This window comes from Collinsella aerofaciens (assembly GCF_001404695.1).
GTDB classification, from domain to species: domain Bacteria; phylum Actinomycetota; class Coriobacteriia; order Coriobacteriales; family Coriobacteriaceae; genus Collinsella; species Collinsella aerofaciens_E.
This window is the reverse complement of record NZ_CZAQ01000003.1, coordinates 78,552-96,123: the sequence shown is the minus strand read 5'-3', so window position 1 is coordinate 96,123 and position 17,572 is coordinate 78,552. Positions and strand designations below refer to the sequence as shown.

At 60.5% G+C, this 17,572-nt stretch carries 17 protein-coding genes; 15 read left to right on the top strand and 2 right to left on the bottom strand.

Going from position 1 to position 17,572, the window contains the following annotated elements; translation table 11 throughout:
* Window positions 1-289 precede the first annotated feature (289 nt).
* Window positions 290-529: a hypothetical protein gene (locus AQ996_RS01705; protein WP_055250466.1), complete on the bottom strand. Its 240-nt coding sequence runs from the start codon at window positions 527-529 to the stop codon at window positions 290-292.
* A 194-nt stretch (window positions 530-723) separates the two neighbouring features.
* Here AQ996_RS01705 and alaS point away from each other — a divergent pair, with 194 nt between their 5' ends.
* From alaS to AQ996_RS01635, 14 genes are all read left to right on the top strand, one after another.
* The gene (gene alaS / locus AQ996_RS01700; protein WP_055250464.1) at window positions 724-3,381 is read left to right on the top strand and encodes an alanine--tRNA ligase; all 2,658 of its coding nucleotides are present in this window, start codon (window positions 724-726) and stop codon (window positions 3,379-3,381) included.
* A gap of 17 nt (window positions 3,382-3,398) precedes the next feature.
* On the top strand, window positions 3,399-3,827 hold the full coding sequence (ruvX, locus tag AQ996_RS01695) for a Holliday junction resolvase RuvX (RefSeq protein ID WP_035138185.1): 429 nt from the start codon (window positions 3,399-3,401) through the stop codon (window positions 3,825-3,827).
* Window positions 3,820-5,253, top strand: a complete 1,434-nt coding sequence (mltG, locus tag AQ996_RS01690) for an endolytic transglycosylase MltG (RefSeq protein ID WP_253274582.1) — start codon at window positions 3,820-3,822, stop codon at window positions 5,251-5,253. Before ruvX ends, mltG begins: the two co-directional genes overlap by 8 nt.
* A 1-nt stretch (window position 5,254) precedes the next feature.
* A complete protein-coding gene (locus AQ996_RS01685) occupies window positions 5,255-5,752 on the top strand; it encodes a YqeG family HAD IIIA-type phosphatase (RefSeq protein WP_055250460.1) in 498 nt (165 codons plus the stop codon).
* 8 nt (window positions 5,753-5,760) lie between these two features.
* On the top strand, window positions 5,761-6,294 hold the full coding sequence (locus AQ996_RS01680; RefSeq protein ID WP_055250458.1) for a shikimate kinase: 534 nt from the start codon (window positions 5,761-5,763) through the stop codon (window positions 6,292-6,294).
* A complete protein-coding gene (locus AQ996_RS01675; protein ID WP_055250456.1) occupies window positions 6,291-7,400 on the top strand; it encodes a hypothetical protein in 1,110 nt (369 codons plus the stop codon). Before AQ996_RS01680 ends, AQ996_RS01675 begins: the two co-directional genes overlap by 4 nt.
* 131 nt (window positions 7,401-7,531) lie before the next feature.
* Window positions 7,532-8,662 carry a M24 family metallopeptidase gene (locus AQ996_RS01670; RefSeq protein ID WP_055250454.1) on the top strand — a complete coding sequence of 377 codons (1,131 nt, stop codon included), beginning with the start codon at window positions 7,532-7,534 and terminating at the stop codon, window positions 8,660-8,662.
* A gap of 248 nt (window positions 8,663-8,910) precedes the next feature.
* A complete protein-coding gene (efp, locus tag AQ996_RS01665; RefSeq protein WP_055250452.1) occupies window positions 8,911-9,474 on the top strand; it encodes an elongation factor P in 564 nt (187 codons plus the stop codon).
* Between the two features lie 24 nt (window positions 9,475-9,498).
* A complete protein-coding gene (locus tag AQ996_RS01660) occupies window positions 9,499-9,861 on the top strand; it encodes an Asp23/Gls24 family envelope stress response protein (protein WP_055250450.1) in 363 nt (120 codons plus the stop codon).
* 3 nt (window positions 9,862-9,864) lie between these two features.
* Window positions 9,865-10,449, top strand: coding sequence for a transcription antitermination factor NusB (nusB, locus tag AQ996_RS01655; RefSeq protein WP_082435475.1), 585 nt, complete (start codon window positions 9,865-9,867; stop codon window positions 10,447-10,449).
* A gap of 2 nt (window positions 10,450-10,451) precedes the next feature.
* Window positions 10,452-10,691, top strand: a complete 240-nt coding sequence (locus tag AQ996_RS01650) for an exodeoxyribonuclease VII small subunit (RefSeq protein WP_006233978.1) — start codon at window positions 10,452-10,454, stop codon at window positions 10,689-10,691.
* Window positions 10,692-10,726: 35 nt separating this feature from the next.
* Window positions 10,727-11,530, top strand: a complete 804-nt coding sequence (locus tag AQ996_RS01645) for a TlyA family RNA methyltransferase (RefSeq protein WP_055250478.1) — start codon at window positions 10,727-10,729, stop codon at window positions 11,528-11,530.
* On the top strand, window positions 11,527-12,387 hold the full coding sequence (locus AQ996_RS01640; protein ID WP_055250448.1) for an NAD(+)/NADH kinase: 861 nt from the start codon (window positions 11,527-11,529) through the stop codon (window positions 12,385-12,387). The genes AQ996_RS01645 and AQ996_RS01640 overlap by 4 nt, the downstream gene beginning before the upstream one ends.
* Complete coding sequence (locus tag AQ996_RS01635) at window positions 12,377-14,005, top strand: DNA repair protein RecN (RefSeq protein ID WP_055250447.1); 1,629 nt, start codon at window positions 12,377-12,379, stop codon at window positions 14,003-14,005. Before AQ996_RS01640 ends, AQ996_RS01635 begins: the two co-directional genes overlap by 11 nt.
* Window positions 14,006-14,063: 58 nt before the next feature.
* Here the strand turns inward: AQ996_RS01635 and AQ996_RS01630 are convergent, their stop codons facing one another.
* Window positions 14,064-14,921 (bottom strand): MurR/RpiR family transcriptional regulator, encoded by an 858-nt coding sequence (locus tag AQ996_RS01630; RefSeq protein ID WP_055250445.1) that lies wholly within the window; start codon window positions 14,919-14,921, stop codon window positions 14,064-14,066.
* Between the two features lie 272 nt (window positions 14,922-15,193).
* Here AQ996_RS01630 and AQ996_RS01625 point away from each other — a divergent pair, with 272 nt between their 5' ends.
* On the top strand, window positions 15,194-17,203 hold the full coding sequence (locus tag AQ996_RS01625; RefSeq protein WP_055250443.1) for a fructose-specific PTS transporter subunit EIIC: 2,010 nt from the start codon (window positions 15,194-15,196) through the stop codon (window positions 17,201-17,203).
* Window positions 17,204-17,572: the final 369 nt, after the last annotated feature.

Here is a 17,572-nt window from a genome sequence, read left to right as displayed (position 1 = left end):
CCCGCCGAGAAGGCCGACGAGGATGGCACCGGCTCGCCCCAACGGCCGCGATAGATCAACTTGAGGGCAAGGGAGCGGCCGGTCGTGTCAATTCCGGTCTAACAGAGCCAAATTTTTTACACTTCTACTACTTCTTTATCACACATCAGCAAAGCTCTCGGGTTTGCAACCCGATGCCACGGGCTTCTTCAAGAATCCCTTCGCCAAGGACGATGACTCCAACTCGGACGACGATACCAAAACCGGCATCGACGGCTCCATGGACGATTCGGATTCTAAATAGGCCCTATTAACGTTTCTTGAAGTTGTAAATGACAATAAACGCGAGCAAAGCGATTGATAAGGGGCCGGCTACATAGAAAAAGAGAACGTCAATTGCGCGTAGAGTGTAATAAGCCTTATCGCCGGACATTACTGCATACAATACGTAGCCAAATGCTGGTTGGTTTGCGTACCAGCAGGAGAAGGCCAAGAGCGCTAAAAGTGCTAGTACCAGAAGTGCATTCAGGACAAATCGTTTACTTTTCATCGATCGCTCCTTCCGGGTGACTCTTATATGTAATTCTACAGCAGTCCTTTTTCAAAGGATCGCACAGTACTGAATAACGTGCACTTTCGCTGGAGGGTCGCTGTTTGGCGGCCCTCTTTTTTGCACTTGCGCGGTGGGATGGTAATATCGTTACGTTTGAACTGTTTCGATGTGAAATCGAGGAGATTCCCTCTATGAGTGCTGACTACCCGTCAATGACTACGGCCGAGATCCGCTCCAAGTTCCTTAACTTCTTTGAGGAGCGCGGTCTTAAGCTCTATCCTTCTTCGTCCCTCGTCCCCGACGACCCTTCGCTGCTGCTTGCCAACGCCGGCATGAACCAGTTTAAGGAGTATTACCAGGGCAAGAAGACCATGAAGGAGATCGGCGCGATCTCCTGCCAGAAGTGCGTCCGCACCAACGACATCGACTGCATCGGCGAGGACGGCCGTCACCTGTCCTTCTTCGAGATGCTCGGCGACTTCTCCTTTGGTGGCGTCTCCAAGCAGCAGGCCTGCGCTTGGGCCTTTGAGCTCATCACCAAGGAGTTCAAGCTGCCGCTCGACCGTCTGTACTTCACCGTCTTTACCGAGGACGACGAGACACATGACGTGTGGCGCTCCCTGGGCGTTGCCGAGGATCACATCTCGCGTCTGGGCGAGGACGACAACTTCTGGGCTGCTGGCCCCACCGGCCCCTGCGGTCCGTGCTCCGAGATCTACTTTGACATGGGCGAGGAGGTCGGTTGCGGCAGCCCCGACTGCAAGCCTGGCTGCGACTGCGATCGCTTCCTTGAGTTCTGGAACCTCGTGTTTACCCAGTACGACCGCCAGGAGGATGGCTCCATGCCGGAGCTGCCGCACCGCAACCTCGATACGGGCATGGGTCTGGAGCGCATGGCCGCCATCATGCAGCACAAGACCGCTAATTACGACGGCGATCTGATGCAGCACCTCATCAAGCTGGGCGAGAAGATCAGCGGCAAGACCTATGACGCCGACGATTACTCCGGTGCCAGCCGCTCCCTGCGCATCATCGCGGATCACTCTCGTGCCGTCGACTTTATGATCTCGGACGGCATTCTCCCCGGTAACGAGGGTCGCGAGTACGTCCTTCGCCGCCTGCTCCGCCGTGCCGTGTTCCACGGTCGCCTGCTGGGCATCGAGGGCGCCTTCCTGACCAAGTTCATTGATGAGGTCAACGCCCAGATGGGCGAGGCCTATCCCGAGCTGCTCAAGAACGTCGCGCTCGTCAAGGGTATCGTCGCTTCCGAGGAGGAGCGTTTCTCCACGACGCTCGACAACGGTCGCGTCTACCTGGACGAGGCCCTGGCCGCGCTTGCCGAGGGTACTGTCCTTCCGGGCGACGTTGCCTTTAAGCTGCACGACACCTTTGGTTTCCCCATCGACCTGACCGTCGAGATCGCCGGCACCGCCGGTCACAACGTCGATATGGACGGCTTCACCGCTTGCATGGAGGACCAGAAGGCCCGCGCCCGCGCCAACGCCAAGGGCGATGCTTGGGGCAGCTTCAACGACGTGTGGGTCGAGCTTTCCGACAAGGTTGCCGCGACCGAGTTCGACGGCTATGACAACGATGTGATCGAGGATGCCAAAGTTGTCGCTATCGTTCGCAACGGTGAGTCCGTCGAGTCCGCCGCTGCGGGCGAGGACGTCGAGGTCGTGCTCGACCGCACCCCGTTCTACGCCGAGATGGGTGGCCAGCAGGGCGATGCCGGCGAGCTTTTCGCCGAGGGCGTTGCGCTGACCGTTTCCGATACCAAGAACCACAATGGCCTGTATGCTCACGTCGCCCACGTTGCCGAGGGCACATTGACCGTCGGTGCTACCGTGACCGCCGCGCTCGACGCCGAGCGCCGTGGTTTCCTGCGCCGTAACCACACCGCCACCCACCTGCTCGACGCTGCGCTTAAGCAGGTACTGGGCGAGCATGTCTCCCAGGCTGGCTCGCTGGTGACGCCCGAGCACCTGCGCTTTGACTTCACGCACTTCGAGGCCCTGTCCTCCGAGCAGCTCAAGGCTGTCGAGGACCTGGTCAACCAGCAGATCTTCGCCTCCAAGCCGGTCGTGACCCGCGTCATGGGCATCGACGAGGCCAAGGCCGCCGGTGCTGTCGCCCTGTTTGGCGAGAAGTATGGCGACGTCGTCCGCGTTGTCTCTGTGGGCGCCGAGGACCAGCCGTTCTCCCGTGAGCTCTGCGGTGGCACCCATGCCGCCAACACCGCCGAGATCGGCCTGTTCAAGATCATTTCCGAGTCCTCTACGGGCTCCAACGTCCGCCGCATTGAGGCCGTGACCTCTAAGGGTGCTCTCGACTACATGGCCGACCGTCTGGCGCTCGTCGACGCCGCCGCTGCTGCGCTCAAGTGCCGCGTGGATGAGGTTCCCGCCCGCGTGGAGAACCTGCAGGCCGAGCTGCGCGAGACTTCCAACAAGCTCAAGAAGGCGCTGACCGGTGGCTCCTCCGACGCTATCTCCAGCGCCATCGAGGGCGCCGTCGAGCTCGACGGCTTCAAGCTCGTCGTCGCTGAGCTCCAGGGCCTTGAGGCTGCCGACCTGCGCAACGTCTGGGATACCGTGCACCAGAAGGTCGCCGGTCCTGTCGCCTGCGTCGTCGCCAGCGTGACCGAGAAGGGCACCCCGGCCCTGCTCGCCGCCGGCTCTGATGACGCTGTCAAGGCCGGTTTCCACGCCGGCAACGTGATCAAGCAGATCGCGGGCCTGGTCGACGGTCGTGGTGGCGGCCGTCCCAACATGGCCCAGGCCGGTGGCAAGAACGCCGCCGGCATCGCCGATGCCCTCGCGGCCGCTAAGACCGCGCTCGGCGCCTAAGAATCTAGGTAATCGCTGTGGTCGCGCTTGCGCTGGACATAGGGGAGACCAGGATCGGCATCGCCGTCTCGAGCCGTGATGGCAAGATGGCGATGCCTGTCAAGGTGCTCCCGGCTGCAGAGGTCACCGGTATGGCCAAGACGTTCCGCTACCTGGTCGAGGACTATGAGCCCGATATCCTGGTAAGTGGGCGTCCCCTGACCATGGCCGGTGAGCCCGGTCCCCAGGCCGAGCGTGTTGCCGCTGTTGCGCAAAAGATTGCCGACGAGCTCGATCTTCCGTTGGAGTTTGAGGACGAGCGCCTGTCCTCGCAAGAGGCCAAGCGTATCCTGCGCGAGCAGGGCCTCAACGAAAAACAGATGAGGGGCAAGATTGACATGATTGCCGCCAGCCTGTTTTTGCAGACGTGGCTTGATCGTAAAAACGAGGAGGTTTCGCATGCCTAGCGCTCCCGATCCGCGCCAGCCGAATCGTACACGTCAGCCGGCGTCGCGCCCTGCCCAGCCTGGCCAGCGTCCGGCACAGCCGACCCAGCGCGCAGCTCAGTCTGCCGCGCGCCCGGTGCAGTCCTCCTCTCGTTCGGCCCAACCTGTTCAACGGACGGGTCAGCAGCCTTCTGCTCGTTCGGTTCAGTATCCGGCTTCTCACGCGGCTCAGCAGCCCACTGCTCGTTCGGCTCAGCCTGCAGGCGGTGCTCGCTTTAAGCAACAGGTACCTACCCAGCGAACGCAGGTCCCCCAATCGCATTCGCATCACGCTCGCGGTTCGCATGGCGTTGCTCCGGCGACTCGCTCGAGCTACAACACGCATGCTCGTCGCGGTGCTCAAAAGAAGAGTTCTCCGGTTCCTATGATCATCGGCGTTGTGGTGGCCGTTATCGCGCTTGCTACTATCGCTTTCTTTGTCGTGCCTGCCGTCAAGGGCTTCTTTGCCGGTGAGGATACGAAGGTCACGGCTGGTCAGCAGGTTACGGTGACCATTCCCGACGGTGCTTCGGGTGATGCGATCGCCTCGATTCTCTCCGAGAACCATATCGTCGAAAATCCCAAGGATTACTACGCGGCGGTGAAAAAGCTCAACGCCGATATGTCGCTTAAGCCTGGCACCTACTCGTTCACCACGCTCATGGATGCGACCAAGGTTGTTCAGCAGCTCATGGAAGGTCCTAACGCGGGCTCCAATGCGCTGACTATCCCTGAGGGCCTGACGGTCGATCAAGTCGCCGACCGTGTGGCCCAGGCCTACGACAGCATCTCTAAGGAAGACTTCCTCAACCAGGCTAAGGCCTCCAATTACGTGGATGACTATAGCTTCCTTAAGGGCGCCGCCAACGACTCGCTCGAGGGTTTCTTGTTCCCCAAGACCTATTCGTTGGGTGATTCGCCGACGGCCGATGACGTGATTCGCGCCATGCTCGATCAGTTTAAGACTGAGTACAAGTCGCTTGACTTTGCGAGCTGCGAAGCCAAGATCAAGGAGCGCTACGGTGTGGAGATGTCCGACTACGACATCGTTAACTTGGCCTCTATCGTTGAGCGCGAGGGCCTCAACGCCGATCAACGTGCGCACGTGGCCTCGGTCTTCTACAACCGCCTTGCCGGCAAGCTCGACGGTCTGCGCTATCTCAACAGCGATGCGACCATGATGTATGTCACCGGTGGCGAGGTTACCGCCGACGACCTGCAGAGCGATAGCCCGTATAACACCTATAAGCACGAGGGCCTGCCGCCCACGCCCATCTGCTCTCCGTCGCTCGAGGCACTCAAGGCCACGCTTGAGCCGACCGACTCCGATGACCTGTATTTCTACATTACGCAGGGCGAGGAGTACTTCTCGCAAACCTACGAAGAGCATCAACAGTCTTGGAATTAGCATGAGGATTTTTAGCCCCAAACGATACGTTGCCTCGGTCGATCGCATCGACCTTGATACCCTGTGGGCCGACGGCAAACGCGCCATTCTGCTCGATCGCGATAACACTCTGGTGCCGCGCGACACCGAGCAGGCTCCCGCTGCGGTTTCCGCTTGGCTCGACGCCGCCCGCGCCAAAGGCTTTAAGCTGTGCATGGTGTCCAACAACTGGCATCGCGATCAGGTCATGAGCTCTGCACGCGAGCTGGGACTCGAGGCCATCAGCCACGCCATGAAGCCCGCCCCCTTTGCCCTGAAGGCGGGCCTTAAGTGCCTCGGCGCCACGGCAGACGAGGCGGTGCTGATCGGCGATCAGCTGTACACGGACGTGTGGAGCGGTAATTTTGCCGGCGTTGACACAATTCTGGTCAAGCCGCAGGCAACCCAGGACCTGTGGTACACGCAGATCTTCCGCATCTTTGAGCGCCGGGCCCTGCGCGACCTTCCCTGCGAGGAATAGGTTTCGCCATGTCTCAGCACATCAAACACGGCTGCGACCATATCTTCTTTATCGGCTTTTTGGGTGCGGGCAAGTCGACGCTCGCGCGTAACGTGGGCACTATGTTCAAGCGTCGATTTATCGATACCGATCGTTTGGTCGTGCGTCGATGCGGCAAGTCGGTGACCGAGATATTTGAGACCGAGGGCGAGGATCGTTTTCGCGAGCTCGAGACCTCGGCGCTCCGTTCGCTTCAAAGCGAACGCAGCCTGCTGGTGTCGTGCGGGGGTGGCATCGTCGAGACGCCGGTGAACATTGAACTGATGCACGAGATGGGTACATGCGTGTACCTCGAGGGCGTCTTTGAGGACTCGTTGCGCCAGATTCGCCGTTCTGATACCCGGCCCGATTTCCGCTCGCCCGAGCATGCTGCGCGCCTGTTTGAGCATCGCCGTCCGCTGTATCGCCAAGCCGCCGATATTACCCTAGATATTCGCAACAAGTCCTTCGAGGACGTTTCCTACCTTTGTGCCGAGATGCTTTTGGAGCGTGGACTGCTATGATTCGCCGCCAACTTATCAATTTCCAAAACCGCAGTGTCGATGTCCGTGTCGGATTGGGCGCGTTCGATGAGCTGCCGCGCATGTTTGCCTCGGTTGTGGGCAAGCCTAAGCGCGCGATGGTGGTTTGGAACGACGCCGCATCCGAGCGTTTTGGCGAGGCTGTCGAGCATGCACTGGTTGACGCCGGTTTTGCTGTGTCGTTGCTCGTCCTCGAGGTTTCGCCTGCCGGTGCTACGCTGGTCGATGCCGATACCGTCTTTGGCGCCCTGTCGGCTAATGGCATTACCTGTGACGATCTCGTTGTCGCTGTCGGCGACACGGCGACCTGCTCAGTCGTTTGCTGGTGTGCCAATCAGTGGTGCGGTCGCACCGAGTGCGCCTTGCTGCCGACGACGTTCGACGCCATGCTCACGGTCGCGACGACCATGAAGCCGCTCGTCGCCTCGTCGGAGAATGCGCTTCCCGCTATCGCGTTCCGTCCCGAGCCGGGCTTGGTCGTGTGTGACCTCGATCTTGTTCGCGAGGCGGACCCCGATGACCTCAAACTCGGCTATGTGGTACTTGCTGGCACCATGCTTTCGAGCAGCAAGTCCCGATGGAATCAGTTTGCCGAGACCGTCCCCGAGATTCTTGCGGGCGAGGAGGTCGCGCTCGTCAATGCCGTTCAGTGGTCTCAGACTGCCCGTAAGGACGTACTGATGGCTACGAATCCCAGCGCCCGCCACGCTCTAGACTTTGGCAAGACGGGGGAGCGTACCCTGCGCGCCTGCTTGGGCGATGCCGCGTCGCAGGTTCCTGCCTACCAGCTGTTGTCCGAGGGCATGCGCTTTGAGGCGCGCCTAGCACATGATGCCTGCGACTTCGATATCGATTACGTCTTTGAGGTCGATGACTGCCTGGAGGACTTTGGTATCGAGGAGCTCGCCTTCGATCTGGAGCCTGCCGCATATGTCGAGGAGTTCCGCAGGCAGCAGTTTGTCCGCTCGAACCGTAGCATGTTGCCGCTGCCCGCGGCGCTCGGCGCCATTCGTCTAACGAGCGTTGAGGACGAGGTTCTCGACCGCCATGTTCACGCATACTTGGCTTCTCGCAAAGATCTTCTCTAGGATTTATTGACATCCATCGTCTTTCGTATCATGTTGAGGGGCGGGTTTCCAATCGGTTGCGAATCGCTCGCGATTCCGTACGTTGATTGAGCCCGTTCCGTCTTTATGAAGACAACAAGAAAGGAATCTGCATGTCTGAGTTTGCTGCCGGTCCTGCCGGTCGTATCGAGCGTGTCCGTGCCCTGATGGTTGAGCGCGGTTACGACGCCATCGTGGTGCGCGACGAGGCCAATCTTCGTTGGCTTACGGGCGTCAAGGGCGTCTTCGATTACACCTTCGAGTTCCCGCATGCTGCGTTTATTACGGCCGACCAGTGCCTGTTCCATACCGACTCGCGCTATCTCAACAGCTTTGAGGAGAACACGCCCGCCGGCAGCCCCTGGGTCTACGACATGGACGAGGGCACCATCCCCGGTTGGGTCGCCGGCAAGATCGCGGCCAACAAGTGCCGCGTCTGCGCTGTCGAGGACGACATGCAGATTAACTTTTACCAGGGCATTCAGCGTGGTCTGGAGGATCGTTCCGTCGCCTGCATGTTGCCGCTGATGCATGACGACATTCGCAGGATGCGCGCTACCAAGGACGCCGAGGAGATTGAGCTCATGCGCCACGCGCAGTCGATCACCGACGCCGCCTTCCAGCACATGCTCGGCTATATTAAGCCCGGTATGACCGAGAAGCAGGTCCGCAACGAGCTCGAGAATTTTATGTTCGCTAACGGTGCCGACAGCCTGGCCTTTGGCTCTATCGTCGCGAGCGGTCCCAATACCGCCAACCCGCATGCCGTCCCGAGCGACCGCGTGATCGAGAAGGGCGACTTCGTTCTCATGGATTATGGCGCGGGCTACTGCGACTATCGCTCCGATATGACGCGTACCGTCGTGATGGGCGAGCCCACGCCCGAACAGCTCGACCTGTACGCGCTCGTGCGCCGTGCGCACGAGGAGTGCGTCGCCGCCATCCATCCGGGCGTCGAGGGCAACGACATCTTCAAGCTCTCCAAGAAGATCATCGGCGATGCCGGCTATGGCGATTACTACAACCATGGTTTGGGCCACGGTGTGGGCATTGACATCCACGAGCTGCCCAACTTCAACCGCAGCAAGAATATCATCGAGGTCGGCTCGGTTATCACCATGGAGCCCGGCGTCTACCTGCCCGGCGTGGGCGGCGTGCGTCTGGAGGACTACGGCGTGGTCACCGAGAACGGTTACGAGCCCTTCACCAAGACGCCGCATGACCTTCACGTCATCGATTGCTAATCCCCTCCGGTAGATTTTTGGGACATGCCTTAAAATCTACCTTTTTGGGAGCGTTACCGCGGAAGCGTCAAAAGTAGATTTTTAGGCATGTCCCAAAAATCTACTTTGGGGGCGGGGCGTCCGGAATGATTCGGGCGCCCCGCGTTCTCTTTTTATGCGCTCGCTGCAGGCGCCGTCTGCAAGTGTATAATTTCGGTCGTATGTAATTTGGACGCTTGTGCGTTCTGCCCATAAGAAGAAAGGTCGCTATGCCTACCATTTCTACCGCCGACTTCAAGAACGGCCTCGGTCTCCGCATTAAGGACAAGGTCTACACCATCGTCGAGTTCCAGCATGTCAAGCCGGGCAAGGGCGGCGCGTTTGTGCGCTACAAGACCCGCGACATCAAGAGCGGCCGCGTCGTCGAGAACACCTGCAACGCCGGCACCAAGTTCGAGAGCGTCATGCTCACCACCCGTGAGTTCCAGTACCTCTACAACGACGGCACCGACTACATCTTCATGGACAACGAGTCCTACGAGCAGGTTCCCGTTCCCGAGGACATGGTGGGCGAGAACTCCAAGTGGCTGCGTGAGAACGACATCTGCCAGCTGCTCTTCGCCGACGACGAGCTCATGGGCGTGACCCCGCCGATGTTCATCGAGACCGCCATCGTCCAGACCGACCCGGGCTTTAAGGGCGACACCGTCCAGGGTTCCACCAAGCCGGCCACCATCGACACTGGCGCTGTCATCCAGGTCCCCATGTACCTCAACGAGGGCGAGGTCATCAAGGTTGACACCCGCGACGGCAAGTTCGTCTCCCGCGTCTAGCAACCAACTCTTCTAGGAGGACTCATGCCCCAGGAAATCAAGATTGACGGCATCGGCATTTCGCCCGATGTTCTGACCGCCATCGTCTCGCGCGCCGTCACGGATGTCGAGGGCATCGCCTCCGTGGGCGTCAAGGACCTTGCCACCAACCTTGTCTCCATGATGCTCTCGTCCAAGGCCCCGGCTTCCGAGCCGGCGGTCGAGGCCGAGGTCGTCGGCGACAAGCTTGCACTCACCGTGCGCGTCGTGGTGTTCTTTGGCTATCCGTTCAAGAAACTCGCCGAGGCCGTTCGCGCCGCCGTGGTAGCCGCCATCGATGCCCAGGTAGGCGTCGAGGTCGAGCGCGTTGACGTTTGCATCGACGGCCTCGTTTTCCCCAAGGAGTAACCTTTGAGCCTTAAGGTTTATCGCGGGCGTACACTTGCCCGCAGTCAGGCGCTGCAGCTGCTGTTCCAGGCCGAGGTCACGGACAGCCCGCTCGAGCGCGTCCTCGAGGGCGATTTCCTGATCTCGAAGGGTCCCCTCGACCCCTATGCGCTGGAGCTGTGCCGCGGTGCTTACGAGCATATCGACCGCATCGACTGCGCTCTGCGCTCCGTTGCCAAGAACTGGGATCTTATGCGCATGCCCGGCGCCGACCGCAATCTGCTGCGTATCGCCGTCTATGAGATGCGTTTCCTCACCGACGAGGAGGTCTCGGACGCCATCGTGATCAACGAGGCCGTCGAGCTTGCCAAGGCCTACGGCACCGACCAGTCCGCGTCGTTCGTCAACGGCGTGCTGGGCAAGATCGCTCGCAGCGAGGAGCTGCCGGGCGAGGACCTGTACCAAGAGCTGCTCGCCGAGGATCGTGCTCGCGAGGAGGCCCAGGCTGCCGAGGCTGCCGCTAAAGTTGCGGTTGCCCAGGCTGAGGCTGGTGTGCTGGCCGAGGGCGCGGATGCTGCCGAGACTGATGTCGACTCCGTCGAGGAGTAGCCATGCCAGAGGGTTCCGTCCGCAACTTTGATGAGATCTCGGACCGTCTGGATCAGATCATCGCTACCGTTCGCTCCAAGGATACGTCCTTGGAGCGTTCACTCGATCTGTTTGACGAGGCGATTGAGCTTGGCTCCCGAGCGGTCGATATGGTCGATAAGTTCGAGTTGACGCCGCGTGAGGCCGATAAGCTCGAGCAGGAATACGATGAGGATGCGGCAAACGAATCCCAGGATAGCTAGGCCGCATCTCCGAATACGAATGGTTGATGGCATTCATGAAACGCGTGCGTCTCGATGACGAACTGATTTCACAGGGCATCTGCGCCGATCGCGCGGATGCCCTTCGCACTCTTATGGCCGGCTTGGTCTCGAGTGGCGGCGAGCGCTTGACTTCGCCGGGCCTTAAGGTGACCCCGGGCCTGCCACTGCACGTGAAGGGGCGCATGCCCTATGTTGGCCGCGGCGGCCTTAAGCTCGAGGGTGCGCTCGATGCGTTTGGCATCAATCCGACGGGCCTTGCCTGTCTGGATGTGGGCTGCTCTACCGGCGGCTTTACCGATTGCCTGCTCAAGCGCGGCGCCGCGACCGTTGTCTCGGTCGACGTGGGTCGCGCCCAGTTCGATTGGTCGTTGCGTCAGGACGATCGCGTGACGCTGCATGAGCGCACAAACGTGACGCAACTGCCCGAGCTTGGCTATGCCGGCGCCATCGACCTGGCCGTGTGTGATGTGTCGTTTACCAGCATCGCGAATATCATCGACGCCGTGCTGGCGTGCCTGAAGCCTTCGGGTTCGTTCTGCACGCTCGTAAAGCCCCAGTTTGAGGCGCCGGCTGCGCTGGTGGGCGAGGGCGGCATCGTGACCGACCCCGCCGTCCGCCGCGATACGCTCGTGGCGGCTATTGAGCTCTTTGCCGCCAAGGGCCTGTTCCCGCTTGACGTGTGCGTGTCGCCCATCCATGGCGCTAAGGGCAACGTTGAGTTTTTCTTGTACGGCACAAGGTTTGTCCCCGGGGAGCGCGCCGACGATGAGCTGCAATCCCAGGTATCGGCTTTGAGCGAGAAAGCTGCAACGCTATGAAGGTCTTTCTGGTTCCCAATTACTATAAGCAAGAGGCGGTCGAGAGCGGCCTGATGCTCGAGCTTTGGCTTTCGCGCCAGGGCTACGAGGTCGCATGGGCTGCCGACCAGCGATCGAAGATTCAAAGCACGCCTGATATTGATGGCTCAGATCTGGTCATTACGCTCGGCGGCGACGGTACGTTGCTGCGCGCTGCCCGCATCCTCAACCATCGCGAGATTCCTATCCTTGGTCTTTCCTATGGTCACCTGGGCTTTTTAACTGCTGCGAGCCCCGAGGAGCGCGACATTCTGCAGGTTGTGAGCGATGCCCTGTCCGGCGAGCTCCACGTGAGCCGCCGCGCCACCATCGCCGCGGATATCGTGTCCGTGCGCGAAGACGGCACGAAGGATGTCGTGCGCACGTTTGCCCTCAACGATATGGCACTTACGCGCGGCCCCCTGTCCGATATGGTTGAGTTTGACATCACGGTTTCCGGCCACCATATCGATCGCTTGCGTGGCGATGGCGTGGTCGTGTCCACGGCGACTGGTTCTACGGGGTACGCGCTGAGTGCCGGTGGCCCTATCGTCAGCCCCGATTACACGGGTATGGTCTGTGTGCCCATCGCCCCGCATACCATTCAGGCTCGCGCTTTTTTGACCTCGCCGAGTGATGTCGTCGAGATCTTTATGTCCGATGATCGCCCGAGCGTGCCGGCGATTGCCATTGACGGACAGTTTATTACCTGCGATGGCACGGTCGAGAGCGTGGCCGTGCGCCGTGGTCCCGGTGACGTGCTGCTGCTCGATTACGGTCCCGAGAGCTTCTACAACTCGGTAAGCCGCGTGTTCTACGGAGTTCGCCATGATCGATGAGCTGCAGGTTTCAAACATTGCGCTCATTCGCGAGGCGACGCTGGTACCCAGCGCGGGCCTAACGGTTTTGACCGGCGAGACCGGCGCCGGCAAGACTGCGCTGCTCTCGGCGCTTAAGCTCATTTTGGGCGAGCGCGCGGATTCTTCGACCGTGCGCGAGGGCGAGGCGCTTGCGAGCGTCGAGGCGCGCCTGTTCGACGGTCCGCACGACACGGAGGGGTTCACCGTACAGCGTAGCCTTTCTGCCGAGGGCCGCAGCCGCGTAAAAATTGACGGCCGCATCGCCAGCGTGCGTGAGCTTTCGGAGCGCGTCGGCGTGATGATGGATCTTTGCGGTCAGCACGAGCACCAGCGCCTCCTCGATCCGGCGCATCATGTTGCCATGGTTGATGCCTGGGCTGGTCGCTCTGCGCTCGAGGCGCTGGAAAAGTACCATGTCTGTTTTAAGGCGTCGCGTGCGGCTGCCAAGGAGGTCCGGCGCGTAGAGGAGGCGTCGCGTGCGCAGGGGAGTCGCGTCGAGGAGGCGCGCTTCGCCCTGGAGCGTATCGCCGAGGTCGACCCCAAGCCGGGTGAGTATGAGGAGCTCGAGGAGCTGCTGCCGCGCTCCGAGCATGCCGAGGTGCTGGTGGCGACGGCCAACGATGCCCATGCATCGCTTGCTGCCGAAGGGGGAGCGCTCGATGCCGTGAACGGCGCCGTGGCAGAACTGTCGCGCATGGCTACCGTCGATCGCAAACTGGGTGACATCGCCGACGCACTTTCGGATGCCTGCATCTCACTCGAGGATTGCGCCAACGAGCTGCGTGCTTATCGCGATGGCGTTGCGTTCGATCCTCGCGAGCTCGCTCGCATGCGCGAACGGTATTCCGACCTCAAGGGCCTGTTGCGTCAGTGGGGTCCCACCATGGACGATGTTTTTGCTATGCGCGATCGCTCGCAAGAGCTGCTGTCCCTGGTCGATGATGGCGATGAACAGATCAAAAAGGCGCGTGAATCACTTGGTGCTGCTGAGCGCGAGTTGTTTGTCGCTGCCAAGGCGCTTAAGCGCGCTCGCAATACGGCGGCCCCGCGCTTCTGCCACGAGGTTGGCCGTCAGATGGCACGCTTGGAAATGGGCGGCGCTGAGCTGGTCTGGGAGTCGCGTGATCTTCCGCGTGCCGAGTGGACGCCGGCGGGCCCTTCGAGCTACGAGCTTCTGTATCGCAGCGGTGCCGGATTGACGCCGCGCCCTCTGCGCCGCATTGCCTCGGGCGGCGAGCTCAGTCGCGTTATGCTGGCGAGCAAGGTGGTCTTGGGTAATGCTGACGGCGTCGACACACTGGTATTTGACGAGGTCGATGCCGGTGTCGGTGGTTCCACGGCTCGTGCTCTTGCTGGTGTGCTGGCCGATCTTGCCGCCACGCATCAGGTCATCGTCGTAACCCACCTGGCGCAGGTCGCCGTCATGGCCGACAAGCATTATGTTGTCAGCAAGGAGCCGGGCGATGTTCCCCAGACGCATTTGGACGAGGTAACCGGCGAGGCGCGTACCGCCGAGATTGCCCGCATGCTCAGCGGCGATCAGTCGGAGGCAAGCTTGGCCCACGCCAAGCAGATGCTCGAAGAAGCTCGAGCCTAGGTCGTATCAGCGGTGTTGGTGGGACAAAATAGACTGAAATTTTGTCCCACTACGCGTTTTACTCTACGACCTTATCCGGTTGGATGAGCTCCTCGTAGTAGCTGATATGCTCTCGGGCGTCTTCAATCTCGGGCAGCAGGAAGTTGTAGATAACCTCGATGATCATCGTGGCGCTGATCTTGGAGAACGCAAAGTCACCCGTCGTCAGCAGCGCCTCGTGGTTGACGGTATTAAAAGTGTAGTCTGCCAGGCGCGCAAGTGGAGACTTGCTGTCGCTGCTGATGACGACTACGGTGGCACCGCAGTCGCGAGCCGCTTTTGCCATGCGATTCAGTCGGCGCGATTTGCCGGAGTTTGAGATGATCACGATGACGTCGCCGGGGCGTAGTGTGAGCGCAAAGCCGATTGATGTCTCGCTAATGGTGCTCGCCATGCAGCGCAGGCCCAGCTGCGAAAACTTAAACGTCGCATCGAGCGCGACCGCGTTCGTATTGCCCACAGCCGCAAACTCAATAACCCCTGCATGCTTAAGGGCATGCACAACAGCCGCCAGCGTATCGTGGTCGATCCCGTCGATAGTCGCATTAAGCTCGCTCACCTTGGCAGCCAGGATGTTCTTAAGGCTCTGCTCCATATTGTCGAGCGAGACTTCGTCAGTCAGGCCCTCGTTGCGCTGGCTTTCCAAATCCCTCGCCAACGAAAACTGAAAGCTGCGGAAGCTGCCAAAGCCAAGCTTGCGGCAGAAGCGCGAAACGGTCGCCTCGGACGTGGCGGCGGCGCGCGAGAGCTGAGCCGCCGTGAGGCGTGGCGCCTCGGACTGGTGCTCCAATATATAGTCGACAATGCGCTGCTCGGACTCGCTGTATCCCTGATGGGTACTAATGAGGGAAAGTGCGCTCTTGCTACTATCGGTCATGGATGGCTCCTGGTTGGCATGAAAATCGGACTCGTTTTGTAATGTCATTGTATAGGGGGATTTTCAATTACAAGATACACCTTGCCGTTTCAAGTGTTGATGGTAAACTTTCACCTACCGTTTACGGTTATGAAAGAACCTTTCACCGGAGAATTGCGCCTTGTCTCTTCTCACGCGGACGGTAGGTTGGTATCTTTCAGTTGTGGAAAAGCGCGCAAGGACGCGCGTGTAGGGGAGCGCCTGCGGGCGCAAAACTTAAAAAGGAGGGACACATGGCTAAGATTGACATCATCGCCGCCACCGGTTGCCCGACCGGCATTGCGCACACCTTCATGGCGAAGGAAGCGCTGGAGAAGGCAGCTGCCGAGCGCGGCCTGACCATTAAGGTCGAGACCCATGGCCAGGTCGGTGTCGAGAACGAGCTCACCAAGAGCGAGATCGCTGGTGCCAAGGCCGTCGTCGTCGCAGCCGACAAGGATGTCCAGGCGGAGCGTTTCGCCGGTAAGCCTATGGTTTCCGTTGGTGTTTCCAAAGCCCTGTCTGTCGAGGCCGCCGGTAAGCTGATCGACCGCGCGCTCGCCGCCAAGGGTGACGACACGGTTGCTGCCGCTGCCGATGTCGAAGACGAGGTCGAGGAGAAGGAGTCTATCGGCCACGTCATCTACAAGCACCTCATGAACGGCGTCAGCCACATGCTGGTCTTCGTCGTTGCCGGTGGTGTTCTGACCGCCGTTTCGTTCCTGTGGGGCATCACGTCCTTCGATTCGACGGCTGCCGACTACAACACCTTCGCCGCTATGCTCAAGATCATCGGCGGCATCGCCATGAACCTCATGGTTCCCGTGCTTTCTGCCTACATCGCCGAGTCCATCGGTAAGCGCCCGGCGCTCGTCCCTGGTTTTGTCGCCGGTATGATCGCCATTCAGGGCCTGCCTGTTAACGCCGAGACCGGCATGATCGACGCCGGTGGCGCCGGCGTGGGCTTCGGCTTCCTGGGCGGCATCGTTGGCGGCTTCCTCGCCGGCTATGTCATCCTGCTGCTCGAGAAGGTCTTTGCCGGCCTGCCCAAGAACCTGGACGGCCTCAAGGCTATCTTCCTGTACCCGCTGTTCTCAACGGCTATCGTCGGCCTGGTCATGCTCGGCATTTCCGGCCCCATGGCTGCCATCAACACCGCCATGATGGACTTTCTCAAGGGCCTGTCCGCCTCTGGCGCCGTTGTCCTGGGTCTTGCCATCGGCTGCATGTGCGCCTTTGACATGGGTGGCCCGGTCAACAAGGCTGCTTACGTCACCGGTACTGCTATGCTCACCGAGGCACTGGCTGCTGGCGTTGGCACCGATACCTACAATTTCGGCACCAACTTCATGGCTGCCGTCTCCGCTGCTTGCATCGTTCCGCCGCTGATCACCACCTTCGCCGTCGTCGTCGGCAAGAAGTACTTCAGCCAGGAGGATCACGACGCCGGTATCGTCAACCTCATTCTTGGTTGCACCCACATCACCGAGGGCGCCATTCCGTTCATGACCAAGAACATCTGGCCGGTCATGCCCATCATGATGCTCGGTTCCTCTATCGCTTCGATCCTGACCATTATGTTCAACGTTCACGATCCGGCGCCTCACGGCGGCTTCCTGGTCCTGCCCGTTGTCGAGAACGGTCCGCTGTGGGTCCTCGCGATCCTCATCGGCGCTGTGGTCGGTGGCATCCTGTTCGTGGCCTTCAAGAAGTACGACTTCGAGAAGAACCAGAAGTCAGCTCCCGCCGCTGCTGCTCAGCCGGTCGAGGCCCCCATGGCCGCTGCCGTCGAGGCTCCCAAGGCCGAGGCTGCCGACTTCGTGAAGGTCGAGAATGTCTTTGTCGCCGAGGACTTCGCTTCTCGTGACGAGGCTCTGAGCTTCGTTTCCAACCAGGCTGTCAAGGCCGGTATCGCCAGCGACGCCGACGCCGTGATGAACGCCTTCCTGGCCCGCGAGGCCGAGGGCACCACGGGCATGATGGAGGGGTTCGCCATCCCTCATGCTAAGTCCGACGCCATTACCGAGGCTGCCGTCATCGTCGTCAAGGACGAATCCGGCGTGACCGGTTGGGACACCATGGACGGCGCTCCCGTCAACGTGGCTATCGCCCTGCTCATCCCTGGTGCCCAGGCCGGCACTACGCACCTCAAGATCCTGTCCAAGGTCGCCGAGGCGCTCATGGACGAGGACTTCCGTGCCACCGTCAAGGGTTCCACCGACGCCGCCGAGATCGCCAAGACGATCAACGCCCGCCTGGTCTAATTCCGCAGTACGCGAATAACATCGCCCCCTGTAAAAAGGCGAGGACTCCCTACGAGCCCTCGCCTTTTTTCATGCCCCCGGCACCTAGGGACGTTCCTTTCCTGCCAGCCCCCGGGACACTCCTCAGTCCCCAACAGGGGCATAGATAGCCCACATCAACCAAATCACCCACGCGAACAGAACTTCAGCCAAAATTCCTTTCGCACGATATTTCTTGGACGGAAGCATGTTCCCGCAGCTTGCCTGCCGGGCGGGGCGGTTAAGTTTGTCGCGAGTTCCGCACGCAAAGGAAAGCACTTAATGTGCTTTCCGTCTTGCGCAGGACTGTAGAGCAGCAAACTTAACCGCCCCGCCCGGCAGGCGATCGGA